The sequence below is a fragment of the Fibrobacter sp. UWB4 genome (genome assembly GCF_002210345.1).
Taxonomy (GTDB): Bacteria; Fibrobacterota; Fibrobacteria; order Fibrobacterales; family Fibrobacteraceae; genus Fibrobacter.
The window spans coordinates 1-13,079 of sequence record NZ_MWQI01000011.1; the positions used below are offsets into that span (position 1 = coordinate 1).

Annotated in this window: 29 protein-coding genes; all 29 read left to right on the plus strand. The window is 52.1% G+C overall.

The window, feature by feature from the left end:
- Window positions 1-98, plus strand: a 98-nt coding sequence (locus tag B7990_RS13445; RefSeq protein ID WP_141099263.1) for a hypothetical protein, incomplete at its 5' end; no start/stop codon positions are given.
- Window positions 99-107: 9 nt separating this feature from the next.
- On the plus strand, window positions 108-416 hold the full coding sequence (gene rpsJ, locus B7990_RS13450; RefSeq protein WP_014546117.1) for a 30S ribosomal protein S10: 309 nt from the start codon (window positions 108-110) through the stop codon (window positions 414-416).
- A 5-nt stretch (window positions 417-421) separates the two neighbouring features.
- The gene (rplC, locus tag B7990_RS13455; protein ID WP_014546116.1) at window positions 422-1,039 is read left to right on the plus strand and encodes a 50S ribosomal protein L3; all 618 of its coding nucleotides are present in this window, start codon (window positions 422-424) and stop codon (window positions 1,037-1,039) included.
- Complete coding sequence (rplD, locus tag B7990_RS13460; protein ID WP_014546115.1) at window positions 1,039-1,659, plus strand: 50S ribosomal protein L4; 621 nt, start codon at window positions 1,039-1,041, stop codon at window positions 1,657-1,659. Before rplC ends, rplD begins: the two co-directional genes overlap by 1 nt.
- Window positions 1,659-1,961, plus strand: coding sequence for a 50S ribosomal protein L23 (gene rplW, locus B7990_RS13465; RefSeq protein WP_088630014.1), 303 nt, complete (start codon window positions 1,659-1,661; stop codon window positions 1,959-1,961). The genes rplD and rplW overlap by 1 nt, the downstream gene beginning before the upstream one ends.
- Before the next feature lie 2 nt (window positions 1,962-1,963).
- Window positions 1,964-2,794, plus strand: a complete 831-nt coding sequence (gene rplB / locus B7990_RS13470) for a 50S ribosomal protein L2 (RefSeq protein WP_014546114.1) — start codon at window positions 1,964-1,966, stop codon at window positions 2,792-2,794.
- 3 nt (window positions 2,795-2,797) lie between these two features.
- A complete protein-coding gene (gene rpsS, locus B7990_RS13475; protein ID WP_014546113.1) occupies window positions 2,798-3,079 on the plus strand; it encodes a 30S ribosomal protein S19 in 282 nt (93 codons plus the stop codon).
- Window positions 3,079-3,429: a 50S ribosomal protein L22 gene (gene rplV / locus B7990_RS13480; RefSeq protein ID WP_014546112.1), complete on the plus strand. Its 351-nt coding sequence runs from the start codon at window positions 3,079-3,081 to the stop codon at window positions 3,427-3,429. The genes rpsS and rplV overlap by 1 nt, the downstream gene beginning before the upstream one ends.
- 2 nt (window positions 3,430-3,431) lie before the next feature.
- On the plus strand, window positions 3,432-4,091 hold the full coding sequence (rpsC, locus tag B7990_RS13485; protein ID WP_014546111.1) for a 30S ribosomal protein S3: 660 nt from the start codon (window positions 3,432-3,434) through the stop codon (window positions 4,089-4,091).
- 2 nt (window positions 4,092-4,093) lie between these two features.
- Window positions 4,094-4,507 carry a 50S ribosomal protein L16 gene (gene rplP / locus B7990_RS13490; RefSeq protein ID WP_014546110.1) on the plus strand — a complete coding sequence of 138 codons (414 nt, stop codon included), beginning with the start codon at window positions 4,094-4,096 and terminating at the stop codon, window positions 4,505-4,507.
- Window positions 4,507-4,698: a 50S ribosomal protein L29 gene (gene rpmC / locus B7990_RS13495; protein ID WP_014546109.1), complete on the plus strand. Its 192-nt coding sequence runs from the start codon at window positions 4,507-4,509 to the stop codon at window positions 4,696-4,698. Before rplP ends, rpmC begins: the two co-directional genes overlap by 1 nt.
- Window positions 4,699-4,715: 17 nt before the next feature.
- Entirely contained in the window at window positions 4,716-4,970 is a 255-nt protein-coding gene (rpsQ, locus tag B7990_RS13500; RefSeq protein ID WP_088630015.1) for a 30S ribosomal protein S17, read from the plus strand.
- Window positions 4,971-4,990: 20 nt separating this feature from the next.
- Entirely contained in the window at window positions 4,991-5,359 is a 369-nt protein-coding gene (gene rplN / locus B7990_RS13505) for a 50S ribosomal protein L14 (protein WP_015732011.1), read from the plus strand.
- Window positions 5,359-5,658, plus strand: coding sequence for a 50S ribosomal protein L24 (gene rplX / locus B7990_RS13510; RefSeq protein ID WP_073442651.1), 300 nt, complete (start codon window positions 5,359-5,361; stop codon window positions 5,656-5,658). The genes rplN and rplX overlap by 1 nt, the downstream gene beginning before the upstream one ends.
- Before the next feature lie 9 nt (window positions 5,659-5,667).
- The gene (gene rplE, locus B7990_RS13515; protein ID WP_014546107.1) at window positions 5,668-6,207 is read left to right on the plus strand and encodes a 50S ribosomal protein L5; all 540 of its coding nucleotides are present in this window, start codon (window positions 5,668-5,670) and stop codon (window positions 6,205-6,207) included.
- A 9-nt stretch (window positions 6,208-6,216) separates the two neighbouring features.
- Window positions 6,217-6,402: a type Z 30S ribosomal protein S14 gene (locus B7990_RS13520; RefSeq protein WP_014546106.1), complete on the plus strand. Its 186-nt coding sequence runs from the start codon at window positions 6,217-6,219 to the stop codon at window positions 6,400-6,402.
- Between the two features lie 12 nt (window positions 6,403-6,414).
- Complete coding sequence (gene rpsH, locus B7990_RS13525) at window positions 6,415-6,810, plus strand: 30S ribosomal protein S8 (protein WP_014546105.1); 396 nt, start codon at window positions 6,415-6,417, stop codon at window positions 6,808-6,810.
- 2 nt (window positions 6,811-6,812) lie between these two features.
- Window positions 6,813-7,352 (plus strand): 50S ribosomal protein L6, encoded by a 540-nt coding sequence (gene rplF / locus B7990_RS13530; protein ID WP_088630198.1) that lies wholly within the window; start codon window positions 6,813-6,815, stop codon window positions 7,350-7,352.
- Between the two features lie 9 nt (window positions 7,353-7,361).
- On the plus strand, window positions 7,362-7,733 hold the full coding sequence (gene rplR, locus B7990_RS13535) for a 50S ribosomal protein L18 (protein WP_014546103.1): 372 nt from the start codon (window positions 7,362-7,364) through the stop codon (window positions 7,731-7,733).
- A gap of 11 nt (window positions 7,734-7,744) precedes the next feature.
- Window positions 7,745-8,227, plus strand: coding sequence for a 30S ribosomal protein S5 (rpsE, locus tag B7990_RS13540; RefSeq protein ID WP_015732010.1), 483 nt, complete (start codon window positions 7,745-7,747; stop codon window positions 8,225-8,227).
- 13 nt (window positions 8,228-8,240) lie between these two features.
- Window positions 8,241-8,420, plus strand: coding sequence for a 50S ribosomal protein L30 (rpmD, locus tag B7990_RS13545; protein WP_073442653.1), 180 nt, complete (start codon window positions 8,241-8,243; stop codon window positions 8,418-8,420).
- 1 nt (window position 8,421) lies between these two features.
- Window positions 8,422-8,862, plus strand: a complete 441-nt coding sequence (gene rplO, locus B7990_RS13550; protein ID WP_088641424.1) for a 50S ribosomal protein L15 — start codon at window positions 8,422-8,424, stop codon at window positions 8,860-8,862.
- Window positions 8,862-10,223 carry a preprotein translocase subunit SecY gene (gene secY, locus B7990_RS13555; protein WP_088641425.1) on the plus strand — a complete coding sequence of 454 codons (1,362 nt, stop codon included), beginning with the start codon at window positions 8,862-8,864 and terminating at the stop codon, window positions 10,221-10,223. The genes rplO and secY overlap by 1 nt, the downstream gene beginning before the upstream one ends.
- Entirely contained in the window at window positions 10,223-10,441 is a 219-nt protein-coding gene (gene infA / locus B7990_RS13560) for a translation initiation factor IF-1 (protein WP_014546098.1), read from the plus strand. Before secY ends, infA begins: the two co-directional genes overlap by 1 nt.
- A gap of 27 nt (window positions 10,442-10,468) precedes the next feature.
- Complete coding sequence (gene rpmJ / locus B7990_RS13565; protein ID WP_014546097.1) at window positions 10,469-10,585, plus strand: 50S ribosomal protein L36; 117 nt, start codon at window positions 10,469-10,471, stop codon at window positions 10,583-10,585.
- Between the two features lie 9 nt (window positions 10,586-10,594).
- Complete coding sequence (gene rpsM / locus B7990_RS13570; RefSeq protein WP_014546096.1) at window positions 10,595-10,963, plus strand: 30S ribosomal protein S13; 369 nt, start codon at window positions 10,595-10,597, stop codon at window positions 10,961-10,963.
- A 26-nt stretch (window positions 10,964-10,989) separates the two neighbouring features.
- Window positions 10,990-11,415 (plus strand): 30S ribosomal protein S11, encoded by a 426-nt coding sequence (gene rpsK, locus B7990_RS13575; RefSeq protein ID WP_049858437.1) that lies wholly within the window; start codon window positions 10,990-10,992, stop codon window positions 11,413-11,415.
- Between the two features lie 18 nt (window positions 11,416-11,433).
- Entirely contained in the window at window positions 11,434-12,408 is a 975-nt protein-coding gene (locus B7990_RS13580; RefSeq protein ID WP_015732009.1) for a DNA-directed RNA polymerase subunit alpha, read from the plus strand.
- Window positions 12,409-12,410: 2 nt separating this feature from the next.
- Entirely contained in the window at window positions 12,411-12,884 is a 474-nt protein-coding gene (rplQ, locus tag B7990_RS13585; RefSeq protein ID WP_088641426.1) for a 50S ribosomal protein L17, read from the plus strand.
- Window positions 12,885-13,079 lie beyond the last annotated feature (195 nt).

A 13,079-nucleotide genomic window follows, 5' to 3' on the forward strand; every position in this document is an offset into this window, starting at 1 on the left:
TCATCGCTCCGATCGCCATGGAAAAGCAGCTCCGCTTCGCTATCCGCGAAGGTGGACGTACTGTTGGTGCTGGCTCTGTTACCGAAATCATCAAGTAAGGAATAATCATGGCTGGTGAACGCATCCGTATTCGCTTGAAGAGCTTCGATCATCGTATGATCGACCGCTCTGCTCAAGATATCGTGAATACAGCTAAGAACACTGGGGCTCGTATTGCAGGCCCCATCCCTCTCCCGACGAAGATCCAGAAGTATACGGTGCTCCGCTCTCCGCATATTGACAAGACTTCTCGTGAACAGTTCGAATCCCGTACGCACAAGCGTCTTATCGACATCCTTGATGCTACGCCGCAAACTGTAGATTCCCTCATGAAACTTGACTTGCCGGCAGGCGTTGAAGTCGAAATTAAGGTCTAATAACAATGAACGGTATTCTCGCAAAGAAATTGGGAATGACCCAAGTGTTCACGGAACAGGGCGAATGCGTCCCTGTCACGGTTCTCGAAGCCGGTCCGTGCGTGGTCGTTTGCCATAAGACAGAAGAGAAGGACGGCTACACTGCTGTCCAGATCGGCTTTGGTCTCAAGAAGGAACAGCGCGCCAATAAGGCAGAAGTCGGCCATTTCAAGAAGGCTGACGTGGCTGTTCGTGAACACCTCGCTGAATTTGATGTCGCTGATCTCGAATCCTGGCCGGTTGGCAAGGAATTCGGCGCAGCCGACTTCGCTGATGCAAAGACTGTGAACGTCTCTGGCATCTCCAAGGGTCATGGTTTCTCTGGCACTATCAAGCGCCACGGTTTCCATAGCGGTCCTCGTTCCCATGGTACGCACAATATGCGCGAACCGGGTGGTACGTCCGCTCACTCCTATCCGGGTCGTGTTTTCCCGGGTAAGCGTATGGCTGGTCAATACGGCAACAAGAAAGTGACCGTGAAGCACCTCCAGGTCGTCAAAGTTGATGGCGACCGCAACCTGATCTTCGTCCGTGGCGCTGTCCCGGGCCCGAAGAACAGCATCATCGTGGTGAGGAAAGACTAATGGCTAGTGCAAAGCTTTTCGCCGCTACTGGCGATTTTAAGAATGATATCCAGCTCCCGGCTCTCTTCGACCAGGAAGTCAACAAGGTCTGCATGTACCTCCACATCAAGGCTATCCTGAACAACAACCGTCAGGGTACTGCTCAGACTAAGTCCAAGGGCGAAGTCAGTGGCGGTGGCCAGAAGCCGTGGAAGCAGAAGGGTACCGGCCGCGCTCGTTCCGGTCAGAACACCTCTGCAGTTTGGGTTCGTGGTGCTAAGGCACACGGTCCGAAGTCTCATGACTACTTCGAAAAGGTGAACAAGAAGGTCAAGAAGATCGCTTTCTACTCCGCTCTCGCCAACAAGGCTAGCGAAGGTAAGGTCTCCGTGTTCGAAGCTCTCAGCTTCAGCGCTCCGAAGACTAAGGATCTCCTCTCTGTTCTCGCCAAGTCCGGCATCGAACAGCGCAACGTTCTCTTCATCGTTAGCGAAAAGGATCAGAACCTCTATCTTTCCTCTAACAACATTCCTTGGTGCCGCTGCGCTCGCGTAGCTGACGTCAACACTTACGATGTTGTTCGTGCAAATAACGTTGTCATCTCTCAGGCTGCTCTCGCAGAACTTGAAGGAGGCCGCTAATGAAAGAAATTCGCGAAATCCTCGTTGCTCCGCACGTTACCGAAGAAACCATGAAGAACATGGTCAATCCGCGTACGAACGTGCACAAGTACGTGTTCAAGGTCGCCATGGACGCTTCTAAGGAAGACATCAAGGCCGCTATCGAAAAGCGCTTTGACGTCAAGGTCGCTAAGGTCAACACTTTGATCAACCGCGGCAAGATCAAGCGCGTCCGCATGGTCGCTGGCAAGAAACCGAACTGGAAGAAGGCCTACATCACATTGAAGGCCGGGCAAAAGATTGCCGAGTTTGAAGGAGTATAACCATGGGTCTGAAATCTTATCGCCCGATTACCCCGACACTGCGTTACAAGCAGATTGGTGACCGCAAGGAACTCTCTGCTGTAAAGCCGTACAAGCCGCTTACCGAAGGTATCAAGCGTAGCTCCGGCCGTAACAATGCTGGTGAAATTACCTCCCGTCGTCGTGGTGGTGGTCACAAGAAACTGTATCGTATCATTGACTTCAAGCGTCAGTTTGCCGGTCTCTCCTGCACTGTCGAAACGATTGAATACGATCCGAACCGTACCGCTCGCATCGCTCTCGTCAAGTACGAAAACGGCAAGCGCGCATACATCATCGCTCCGGCCGAAATCAAGGTTGGCGATGTGCTGAACGCTGGTGAAGGTGCTGAATTCCGCGTAGGTAACGCAATTCCTCTCCGCGACATTCCGCTCAACACCATTATCCACAACATCGAAATGAAGCCGGGCAAGGGTGCCCAGATTGCTCGTTCCGCTGGTGCCGGTGCAGAACTGGTTGCCAAGGACGGCAAGCTCTGCCAGGTCAAGCTTCCGAGTGGCGAAGTCCGCTACATCCCGGAAGACTGCCTCGCTACCGTTGGTCAGGTTTCCAATATCGATCACATGAATGAATCCTCGGGTTCTGCAGGCCGCTCTCGCTGGCTCGGCAAGCGCCCGGCCGTCCGTGGTGTCGTTATGAACCCGGTCGATCACCCCCTTGGTGGTGGTGAAGGTCGTACCTCTGGTGGTCGTCATCCGTGCTCTCCTTGGGGTAAGAACTCTAAGGGTGCAAAAACTCGTAACAACAAGCGTACTGATAAGTTCATCGTACGTCATCGTCAGAAGAGGGCCTAATTCATGTCTAGATCCCTTAAGAAAGGTGCGTTCGTGGATTCCCACGTTCTCAGCAAGGCCCAGGCGATGGCCGGTTCCGACAAGAAACAGGCTATCAAGACCTGGTCCCGTCGTTCCACAATCGTCCCGGATATGGTCGGACTCACGTTCTCCGTCTATAACGGCAAGCAGTTCCTTCCGGTTTATGTCACCGAAAACATGGTTGGCCATAAGCTCGGCGAATTCTCCATGACCCGTACTTTCCGCGGTCACCGCAAGACTGAAACTGCTGGAGGCAAGAAATAATGCAAGCTGTTGCTAAAGTTAAAAACGTCCGTTACGGCGTTCGCAAGCTCCGTCGCGTAGTCGACCTCGTTCGTGGCAAGTCCGTCAGCGAAGCCTTCGCGATGCTCTCCATCCTCCGTACGCAGACCAAGGGTGCTCCGCTGGTTGAAAATGCTCTCAAGTCCGCTGTCGCTAACTTGAAGCAGAAGTCCGCCGCTCCGGTTTCCGCCGAAGAAATCGTGATCAAGACCATCACCGCTGATGGTGGTACGATCATGAAGCGCATTCACCCGCGTTCCCAGGGCCGTGCTTTCCGTATCGAAAAGCCGCTCTCCCACATCACCGTCGTTGTCGCAGACAAGGAGAATTAACAATGGGTCACAAAACTCATCCTAATGGTCTTCGTCTTGGCGTTATCCGCGGTTGGGAATCCAAGTGGTATGCCGAAGACAAGTTTGCCGATCTTCTCTATGAAGATATCGTGCTCCGTCGCTACTTGATGAAGCGTTTCGAACATGCCTCCCTCTCCAAGGTTGGCATCGAACGTACCGTCAAGAAGGTGAACGTTAACCTCTATACCGCTCGCCCGGGTATCGTTATCGGTAAAAAGGGCGAAGAATTGGAACGTTTGAAGGGCGAACTCCAGTTCCTCACCGGTAAAGAAATCTATATTGCAGTCCACGAAATCAAGCGTCCGGAAACTGATGCCAAGCTCGTGGCTGAAAACATTGCTCGCCAGCTCGAAAAGCGTATTTCTTTCCGCCGTGCCATGAAGCGCGCTATCCAGTCCGCTATGCGCATGGGTGTGGAAGGTATCAAGGTGCAGTGCGGTGGCCGCCTCGGTGGTGCCGAAATTGCCCGCGTTGAAAAGTATGCTGAAGGCCGCGTGCCTCTGCACACTCTTCGTGCTGACATCGACTACGCAACTGCCATCGCTAAGACCGTTTATGGTGCCATCGGTATCAAGGTGTGGATCATGCACGGTGAAAAGATCGGTAAGGACGTCATGAACGACAACAAGAGAGAGAAGTAATTATGCTGAGTCCGAAAAGAACATTGCATCGTAAGCAAATGAAAGGGCGCATGAAGGGCGTCGCCTCTCGTGGCAACTATATCGCCTTTGGCGAATTCGGTATCCAGGCTCTTGAAAAGTGCTGGCTCACCGCTCGCCAGATCGAAGCTGCTCGTATCGCCATGACTCGTAAGATCAAGCGTGGTGGTCGCGTGTGGATTCGCGTCTTCCCCGATAAGCCGATCACCCGTCACCCTGCAGAAGCCCGTATGGGTAAGGGTAAGGGCGCAGTCGAATTCTGGGCAGCCGTAATCCTCCCGGGTCGCATCCTTTTTGAAATGGGTGGTGTTGAACGCGAACTTGCCATGGAAGCTCTCCATGTCGCAATTCAGAAGCTCCCCCTTAAGTGCAAAATCATCGAAGAATCGGAGATCTAATGAAAGCACGTGAATTGAAAGAACTGGGCGTTGACCAGCTCAAGGAAAAACTGGCTCAGTTGAATCTCGATTTGTTCAATTACCGCATGACTGCGAAGCTCGGTAATTTGGAAAAACCCTCTGTGATTCAAGCTGCCCGCAAGGACATCGCCAGAATCAAGACCATCCTCAGCGAAAAGGCCAAGGCATAAGCCGGCAGGAGCAGGAAATGGAAAGAAACCTTCGTAAAGTCAAGCAGGGTATCGTCTCCTCCGACAAGATGGACAAGACGATTACGGTTGTGGTCGAAAACCGCAAGCGTCACCCGATGTACAACAAGATCATGACTACGACTAGCAAGCTCAAGGCTCACGATGAAAAGAATGAAGCCCAAGAAGGCGACCTGGTCGAAATCATGGAAACTCGTCCCCTCTCTGCAACGAAGCGCTGGCGCCTCGTCCGCATTGTGGAAAAGAAGAAGTAAACTCCTGGAGTAAGGCGAATATGATTCAAGAAGAAACCAGACTCGTCGTGGCCGATAACAGTGGTGCCAAGGAAGTCGCCTGCATCCGTGTTTTGGGTGGCACAAACCGTCGCTATGCTAGCATCGGTGATGTCATCAAGGTAGCCGTTAAGGACGCTATCCCCCAGAGCAAGGTGAAGAAGGGTTCCGTGGCCGACGCCGTCGTCGTCCGTACAGCAAAAGAAATCGCACGTCCGGATGGAACGTTCATTCGTTTCTCCGACAACGCAGTGGTTCTCATCAACAAGGATGGCGAACCGCGTGGAACCCGTATTTTTGGACCGGTGGCTCGTGAGCTCCGCGACAAGAAGTACATGAAGATCATCTCCCTCGCACCTGAGGTTCTGTAATGGCTAACATCAAGAAGAATGATAACGTCAAGGTGATTTCCGGTGCCAACAAGGGCAAGACCGGCACCGTGATCAGTGTCAAGGATGGCAAGGTGACCGTTTCTGGCGTCAACGTCTGCAAGCGTCACGAAAAGCCGTCTCAGACCAATCAGACTGGTGGCATCGTTGAAAAGGAATTGCCGATCGACATTTCCAACGTGATGCTTCTCGAAGGCAACACTCCCGTTCGTACCCGCATCGTTCGCGAAAAGGGTAAGAAGGGCGTTCGTACCAGTGTAAAAACTGGAAAGGCTGTGTAAGGTAACGCAATGAACCAGATGAAGCAATTCTATCTCGAAAAGGTCGTTCCGGCCTTGCAGCAAAAGTTTGCCTACAAGAACGTGATGCAGATTCCGCGTCTCGAAAAGATCGTGCTCAACATGGGCGTGGGCGCCGCTTCCCAGAACCGCAAGATTCTCGACGAAGCTGCTGACACTCTCACTGCTATCACCGGTCAGAAGGCTATTGTCACTAACGCTAAGAAGGCTGTCGCTAACTTCCACCTCCGTGAAGGTATCGGCATCGGTGCTAAGGTCACACTTCATGGCGACAACATGTGGGACTTCCTCTATCGTTTCATCAACATCGACCTTCCGCGTGTCCGTGACTTCCGTGGTCTCGCACGCCGTGGCTTTGATGGCATGGGTAACTTCACCCTCGGCATCAAGGAACAGACGATCTTTGTTGAAATCGACATTGACAAGATTTCCCGTACCTTCGGTATGGACATCTCTTTCGTCACCTCCGCTAAGACGGACGACGAAGGCCGTGCCCTCCTCGAAGAACTTGGACTCCCCTTCAGGAAGTAAGGTAATACCATGGCAAGCAGAAGAATGATTGAAAAATGCAAGCGTACTCCGAAGTATACCGTTCGTGGGTACAACCGTTGCAAGCGTTGCGGTAGGCCGCACGCCTTTATGCGCCGCTTTGGCCTTTGCCGTATTTGCTTCCGCGAAATGGCACTCGCCGGCGAAATCCCCGGTATCACAAAGTCGTCTTGGTAAGGAGAGTATAAAATGGCAATGACAGATACTATCGCCGATATGCTCACCCGTATCCGCAATGCCTCTACGGCAAAGCTCCCCGTGGTGGACATTCCTGCCAGCAATCTGAAGCGTGATATTGCACGTGTGTTGCAGGAAAAAGGTTTCATTAAGAAGTTCGTCGTCGTCGATGACGGTAAGCAGGGCATCCTCAAGGTCCTCCTCCGTTACACGAAGGGCGAATCCGCTATCCAGGGCCTCCAGCGCGTTTCTACGCCGGGTCTCCGTCACTACGTTGACGTGGCCAAGCTTCCGCGCGTTCGCAACGGCCTCGGCTATGCTATCATCTCCACATCTAAAGGTGTCATGACTGACCACGAAGCCCGCGAACTCAAGGTGGGTGGCGAAGTCATCGCAAAGGTATGGTAAAGATGTCCCGTATCGGTAAAGCTATTATCACTATCCCGGCTGGCGTTAAGGTTAACGTCAACGGTCAGAACATCAAGGTCGAAGGCCCGAAGGGCAAGCTCGAAACGAACGTTCACGAACTCATCTCCATCAAGCTCGATGGCGACAAGCTCTCCTTCACCCGCCCGAATGATGAAAAGTTCACCCGCGCTATGCACGGCACCACTCGCGCTCTCGTCAACAACATGGTCGAAGGCGTGACCAAGGGTTTCCAGAAGACTCTCGAAATCGTTGGCGTTGGCTACCGCGTAGAACAGAAGGGCAAGGACCTCAACTTGGTTCTCGGCTTCTCTCATCCGGTGATCTTCAAGGCTCCGGAAGGCGTTGAACTGAAGGCTGTTGATCCGCTGAAGATCACGATCTCCGGCATCGACAAGCAGAAGGTTGGCCAAGCTGCAGCAGAAATTCGCAAGTACCGTAAGCCTGAACCGTATAAGGGCAAGGGCATCAAGTACGCTGGCGAAATTGTGCGTCGCAAGCAAGGTAAGAAGACAGGTAAATAAGGGTAAACTATGACTGCAATTGCTAAAAAAAGAATCCAGTCCAGAATCGCACGCCACGAACGCGTACGCAAGTCTGTTGTCGGAACTGCAGAATGCCCTCGTTTGGCTGTTCGCCGTTCCTTGTCTCACATGATTGCCCAGATCTTTGATGACGAAAACAACAAGTCTGTCGCTCAGGTCACCACAGCTTCCAAGGAATTCCAGGGTAAGTTTGGTGAAATGACGAAGACCGAACAGGCTAAGCAGCTCGGTCTCCAGATTGCTGAACTCGCCAAGTCCAAGGGCATTGAATCCGTGGTCTTTGACCGCGGCGGTTACATCTATCACGGTCGCGTTCAGGCTCTCGCTGAGGGAGCTCGTGAAGGCGGACTCAAATTCTAGTGAGGTACACTTTGGAACGCGAAGCTCAAGTTTCTGAATTTGAAGACAAGGTTGTACACATCAACCGTTGCGCTAAGACCGTCAAGGGCGGCCGTCGCATGTCCTTCTCCGCTCTCGTTGTCGTCGGCAACAAGAACGGCAAGGTCGGTGTCGGTCTCGGCAAGGCTAAGGAAGTTTCCGAAGCTATCCGTAAGGGTACCGAAGCTGCCCAGAGAAACATCGTGGAAGTCCAGCTCCTCGATGGCACCATCCCGCACGACATCGAAGTGAAGAGCGGTTCTACCCGCATCCTCCTCATGCCGGCTGCTCCGGGTACTGGTGTTATCGCCGGTGCTGCTGCCCGTGCTGTTCTCGAACTCGCCGGTGTACGCAACATCCTCACGAAGATTCACGGTTCTTCTAACCCGAGCACTGTCGTCAGCGCTTGCTTGGAAGGCCTGCTTTCTCAGAAGAACAAACAGGACTGCGCCAAGTTGCGCGGTTTTGAAGCCTAAGGAGTAATACCTAATGAAGAAAGTTCGTATTACTTTGATCAAGGGTATCGTCCGTCGCCTTCCGGTGCACCGCGCTAACGTGGCTGCACTCGGCCTCCGCAAGATCGGACAAACTGTTGAACACAATTTGACCCCGTCCATTGCTGGCATGATCAATGCCGTGAAGGACATGGTCAAGGTCGAGGAGATCTAAGATGGAACTCAATACTCTCAATCCTGGCAAGGCTGCCAAGGGCAAGAGCCGCAAGCGCATTGGTCGTGGTCCGGGCTCTGGCTGGGGCACTACTGCTGGTCGTGGTGAAAAGGGTGCTGGTGCTCGTAAGAGCGCTAAGGCCGGTCGCGTCGCCTTCGAAGGCGGCCAGATGCCGATTCACCGTCGTATCCCGAAGCGCGGCTTCAAGCACGCTGGTGTTGAATTCCAGATCGTGAACCTGAAGAAGCTTGCCGCTGTTAGCGCTGTTGATTTCGATGCTAAGGTCCTCTTCGACCTCGGCTTCATCAAGAACGTCGAACTGCCGGTCAAGGTCCTCGCTTTTGGTTCTATCGACAAGGCTATCAACGTAAAGGTTAACGCTATCAGCGAAAAGGCAAAGGCTGCCATTGAAGCTGCTGGCGGCAAAGTTGAGATCATCTAATGGAAGCACTCAAGAAAGCCATCGATGCGTTCGTCAATGCGTTTAAGATTCCGGACCTGCGTAAGAAGATCCTTTTTACGCTTGGTCTTTTGATTGTCTATCGTATTGGCGCTCACATCTCCATCCCCGGAGTAAACGCTGCGGTTCTCGCAGAATACTTCAAAAATTCGAATAACCTGTTCGGTCTGTACGACTCGTTTACCGGCGGTGCATTTGCGAAAGCAACTGTATTTGCCCTCGGTATCATGCCGTACATTAGCGCAAGCATCATTCTCCAGTTGATGGGGTCGGTGATTCCCGCCATCCAGATGCTCCAGAAGGAGGGTCAGGAAGGCCGCGCTAAGCTGAATCAGTATACCCGATACTTCACGGTGGTCCTTTCCGCCTTGCAGGGATGGGGCATTTCTATGTGGCTTTCTAATCTCAAGGTGACGACGGCCGCCGGTACGGGCATCTCGGTCCTTTCCGAGAACTTCTCGTCCGGACTCGGTAACATCGGCTTTCGTCTCCTTGCGACGTTAACCTTCACCGTTGGTACGATCTTCTTGATGTACCTTGGCGAGCAGATTACCTCGCACGGTGTGGGTAACGGTATTTCTCTTATCATTTTCGCCGGTATCGTCGGTGGCCTTCCGCGGGCCATCTTGGCCGAATTCGAAATGTTTAATGAAGGCATCCAGCCGCTTGCGATCGAGGTCTTTATCTTGGCGCTCGTGGTTGTCATTGTCGGATTTATCGTTTTCGTCGAGCAGGCGACCCGTCGCATTCCACTCCAAAGTCCTCGCAGGACCGTCGGAAACAAGGTCTTGGGTGGTCAGGCTAGCTATTTGCCTTTCAAGGTGAACACCGCTAACGTGATTCCCGTGATCTTTGCATCTTGCATCATGTTCATTCCGGCCATGGTTGCATCTTGGTTCCCGAACGTATCTGCGATGCAGGCTTTTGCTTCTGCATTTATTCCGGGACACGTCTCCTACAGCGTAGTAGATGCCCTCCTCATCATATTCTTCACCTACTTCTACACGGCAATCCAGTACAACCCGAACGACATTGCCGAAAACCTCAAGAGAAGCGGTGGGTTTATTCCGGGAGTCCGTCCGGGTAAGCAGACAGCAGAATACATTGACCACGTTTTGACCAGAATTTCATTGCCTGGGTCTCTTTACCTCGCTTTAATCAGCGTTGTTCCCCTGCACATGAAAGACGCTCTCAATATGAGTTTCTATATTGGGGGTACCTCGGTCTTGATCGTGGTAGGTGTTGCTCTGGATACTCTTCGTCAGCTCGAAGCCCAGTTGCATACCAAGAATTATGAAGGTTTCTTGAAACGTGGCCGCATTCGCGGCAGGATGGCATCTTAGTGGCTAAAGAAGAAGGTATACAAGTAGAAGGCGTTGTGTTGGAAGCTCTTCCCAACGCTTTCTTCCGTGTTCAACTCGGAAATGGTCACGAGATTCTGGCCCATGTTTCAGGAAAAATGCGCCGGCATTTCATTAGAATCTTGCCGGACGACAAAGTGTTGGTCGAGATTTCCCCGTACGATTTAAATCGCGGGCGAATTACTTACCGTTACAAGTAATAGGTATTACAAAAGAAGGTCAAACCTATGAAAATCAAAGCCTCCATCAAACCCAGATGTGAAAACTGCAAGATCATCCGTCGTAAGGGTGTATTGCGCATCATCTGTTCGAAGAACCCCCGTCACAAGCAGAAGCAGGGATAAGGAGATCGTATGGCACGTATCGCTGGTGTCGATTTACCGAAAAACAAGACTGTTGAATACGGTCTGACGGCAATCTATGGTGTCGGTCTGTTCACCGCTAACAAGGTCTGTGCTCAGTTGGGCATTGACAAGAACAAGAAGTGTGACGACCTGACTGAAGAAGAACAAGGTAAGATTCGTCATCTTTTGGAAGATGAATACTCTGTGGAAGGTCAGCTCCGCGCAGAAGTTACCTTGAACATCAAGCGTTTGCAGGACATTGGCTGCTATCGCGGCATCCGCCACCGCAAGGGCCTCCCGGTCCGCGGTCAGCGTTCCCGCACCAACGCCCGCACACGTAAGGGCCCCAAGAAGACTGTGGCTAACAAGAAGAAGTAAGGAGTATCATCGTGGCTGAAGAAGAAATCAAGGAAACTGCTGCTGCCGCTGCTGAAGCTCCGGCTGCTGCTGAAGAAGTCAAGATCAAGAAGGGCAAGAAGCGCATTGACATCCAGGGTATCGCCTGCGTGTTCGCTTCCTTCAACAATACAATCGTTTCTATCACCGACGCTCGTGGCAACGTTGTCGCTTGGGGTTCTCCGGGTAACTCCGGTTTCAAGGGCTCCCGCAAGAGCACACCGTTTGCAGCCCAGCTCGCCGCTGAAACCGCTGCCCACAAGGCATTCGATCTCGGCATGCGCAAGGTGGACGTTCGCGTTAAGGGTGCTGGTGGCGGCCGTGAATCTGCCGTCCGCGCTCTCAAGAATGCGGGCCTCGAAGTTCTCTCTATTCGAGACGTGACGGGCATTCCGCACAATGGTTGCCGTCCTAAAAAGAAGAGAAGAATTTAATCCAAAGAGGTATCGCCAATGATGTGGAAATCACTTCAGATGCCGCGCAGCTTCCAGAAAGTGGAAACCGGCGAAGATGGCCGCTACGCCAAGTTTGTCGTAGAAGCCTTGGAACGTGGCTGGGGTATCACCCTCGGTAACGCTCTCCGTCGCGTTCTCCTCTCCTCTCTGCAGGGTGCGGCTATTGTCTCCGTGAAAATCGAAGGCGTTGACAAGGAATTTTCGACGATTCCGGGTGTTAAGGAAGATGTCACTGACATTATCCTCAACCTCAAGAGCATCCGTGTAAAGCTCCTGTCTGATCATGATGAAACCCTTCACCTGGACATGTCCGGTGATGGCGAAGTCACGGCCAAGGACTTTATGGACAATCCAAATGTCACTATCCTGACTCCGGATGTTCACATTGCGACATTGAACGGCAATGCTTCTTTGTCGATGGACGTGAAGATCTCCTGCGGTCGTGGTTATGTTGTTGCCGACGAACTTAAGGACAAGGACGCTCCGATTGGCGTTATCGCCATGGATGCGAACTTCAACCCGGTTCAGAAAGTCGCAATGCACATCAGCGATACCCGCGTTGGTCAGAAGACGGACTACAACCGTCTGGAACTTGAAATTACAACAGACGGTTCCATTGACCCGGAAGACGCTCTTGCATATGCTGCAAAGCTTCTTGTGGATCACTTGGAAATCTTCATCAACTTCGAAGGCGATCTCGAATCTCCTGAAGAACTCGAAATGGATGAAGAACGTCAGCGTATCGCTAACCTCCTCCGTATGCGCGTGGACGATCTGGAACTTTCCGTTCGCTCCAGCAACTGCCTCCGTATGGCAAACATCCATACCATTGGCGAGCTTGTTCGCAACAAGGAAAACGATATGCTCAAATACAAGAACTTCGGTAGGAAGTCCTTGGTTGAACTTAACGAGGTGTTGACGTCGATGGGCCTTTCTTTTGGCATGGACGTCGATGATTACTTGAAGGATTAAACATGAGACACGGTGTAAAAAACAAGAAACTGGGTGTTAACGCCCAACACAAGCGTGCCATCCTCCGCGCCCTCACGACTTCTATTCTCGAGAAGGGCATGGAAACGGATCAGAACAAGCGCTATGTGCGTACCACTCTCCACAAGGCAAAGCTTGTCCGTGGTGCTGTTGAACGCATGATTACCTACGCAAAGAAGGGTGACCTTTCTGCACGTCGTGAAGCTGCTCGCTTCGTGATGGACCCGAAGGTTCTCCAGGATTTGTTCAACACGATCGGTCCGCGTTATGCTAACCGCAACGGCGGTTACACTCGCGTGCTGAAGCTCGGCCCGAACCGCGCCGGCGACGCTGCTGAAATGGCTCTTATCGGTCTCGTCGAAGACGAAATCGTTGCTAAGGCTAAGAAGGCTGCTGAACCTGCCAAGGCTGACGCTGCTGTTGACATGGTCGAAGGCGAAGGCAAGTCCGCTAACTAAGATCAAAGTCGCTTTGAAAAAAGGCACGGCTTATATGCCGTGCCTTTTTTGTTTTCTAAAAAACTATTGACCAATGGCCATTGACAAATAACCAATGACTATTGACCAATAACTAATAACTTAGTTCTAACTCTTCATTTTAATTTTTGTATAATTAGGAAACTTGTTGTCCCTTTACTCAACAGTGGATGAGTT

Coding starts and splice junctions, on each gene's coding strand:
- rplD (WP_014546115.1), top strand. CDS start 1,039: ATGGCTAGTGCAAAGCTTTTCGCCGCTACTGGCGATTTTAAGAATGAT.
- rpsM (WP_014546096.1), top strand. CDS start 10,595: ATGGCACGTATCGCTGGTGTCGATTTACCGAAAAACAAGACTGTTGAA.
- rplX (WP_073442651.1), top strand. CDS start 5,359: ATGGCTAACATCAAGAAGAATGATAACGTCAAGGTGATTTCCGGTGCC.
- secY (WP_088641425.1), top strand. CDS start 8,862: ATGGAAGCACTCAAGAAAGCCATCGATGCGTTCGTCAATGCGTTTAAG.
- rpsS (WP_014546113.1), top strand. CDS start 2,798: ATGTCTAGATCCCTTAAGAAAGGTGCGTTCGTGGATTCCCACGTTCTC.
- rpsQ (WP_088630015.1), top strand. CDS start 4,716: ATGGAAAGAAACCTTCGTAAAGTCAAGCAGGGTATCGTCTCCTCCGAC.
- rpmC (WP_014546109.1), top strand. CDS start 4,507: ATGAAAGCACGTGAATTGAAAGAACTGGGCGTTGACCAGCTCAAGGAA.
- rplF (WP_088630198.1), top strand. CDS start 6,813: ATGTCCCGTATCGGTAAAGCTATTATCACTATCCCGGCTGGCGTTAAG.
- rplB (WP_014546114.1), top strand. CDS start 1,964: ATGGGTCTGAAATCTTATCGCCCGATTACCCCGACACTGCGTTACAAG.
- rpsC (WP_014546111.1), top strand. CDS start 3,432: ATGGGTCACAAAACTCATCCTAATGGTCTTCGTCTTGGCGTTATCCGC.
- rplP (WP_014546110.1), top strand. CDS start 4,094: ATGCTGAGTCCGAAAAGAACATTGCATCGTAAGCAAATGAAAGGGCGC.
- rpsJ (WP_014546117.1), top strand. CDS start 108: ATGGCTGGTGAACGCATCCGTATTCGCTTGAAGAGCTTCGATCATCGT.
- rplR (WP_014546103.1), top strand. CDS start 7,362: ATGACTGCAATTGCTAAAAAAAGAATCCAGTCCAGAATCGCACGCCAC.
- rplO (WP_088641424.1), top strand. CDS start 8,422: ATGGAACTCAATACTCTCAATCCTGGCAAGGCTGCCAAGGGCAAGAGC.
- rplQ (WP_088641426.1), top strand. CDS start 12,411: ATGAGACACGGTGTAAAAAACAAGAAACTGGGTGTTAACGCCCAACAC.
- rplC (WP_014546116.1), top strand. CDS start 422: ATGAACGGTATTCTCGCAAAGAAATTGGGAATGACCCAAGTGTTCACG.
- B7990_RS13520 (WP_014546106.1), top strand. CDS start 6,217: ATGGCAAGCAGAAGAATGATTGAAAAATGCAAGCGTACTCCGAAGTAT.
- rpmJ (WP_014546097.1), top strand. CDS start 10,469: ATGAAAATCAAAGCCTCCATCAAACCCAGATGTGAAAACTGCAAGATC.
- rplE (WP_014546107.1), top strand. CDS start 5,668: ATGAACCAGATGAAGCAATTCTATCTCGAAAAGGTCGTTCCGGCCTTG.
- rplV (WP_014546112.1), top strand. CDS start 3,079: ATGCAAGCTGTTGCTAAAGTTAAAAACGTCCGTTACGGCGTTCGCAAG.
- B7990_RS13580 (WP_015732009.1), top strand. CDS start 11,434: ATGATGTGGAAATCACTTCAGATGCCGCGCAGCTTCCAGAAAGTGGAA.
- rplW (WP_088630014.1), top strand. CDS start 1,659: ATGAAAGAAATTCGCGAAATCCTCGTTGCTCCGCACGTTACCGAAGAA.
- rpsH (WP_014546105.1), top strand. CDS start 6,415: ATGGCAATGACAGATACTATCGCCGATATGCTCACCCGTATCCGCAAT.
- rpmD (WP_073442653.1), top strand. CDS start 8,241: ATGAAGAAAGTTCGTATTACTTTGATCAAGGGTATCGTCCGTCGCCTT.
- rplN (WP_015732011.1), top strand. CDS start 4,991: ATGATTCAAGAAGAAACCAGACTCGTCGTGGCCGATAACAGTGGTGCC.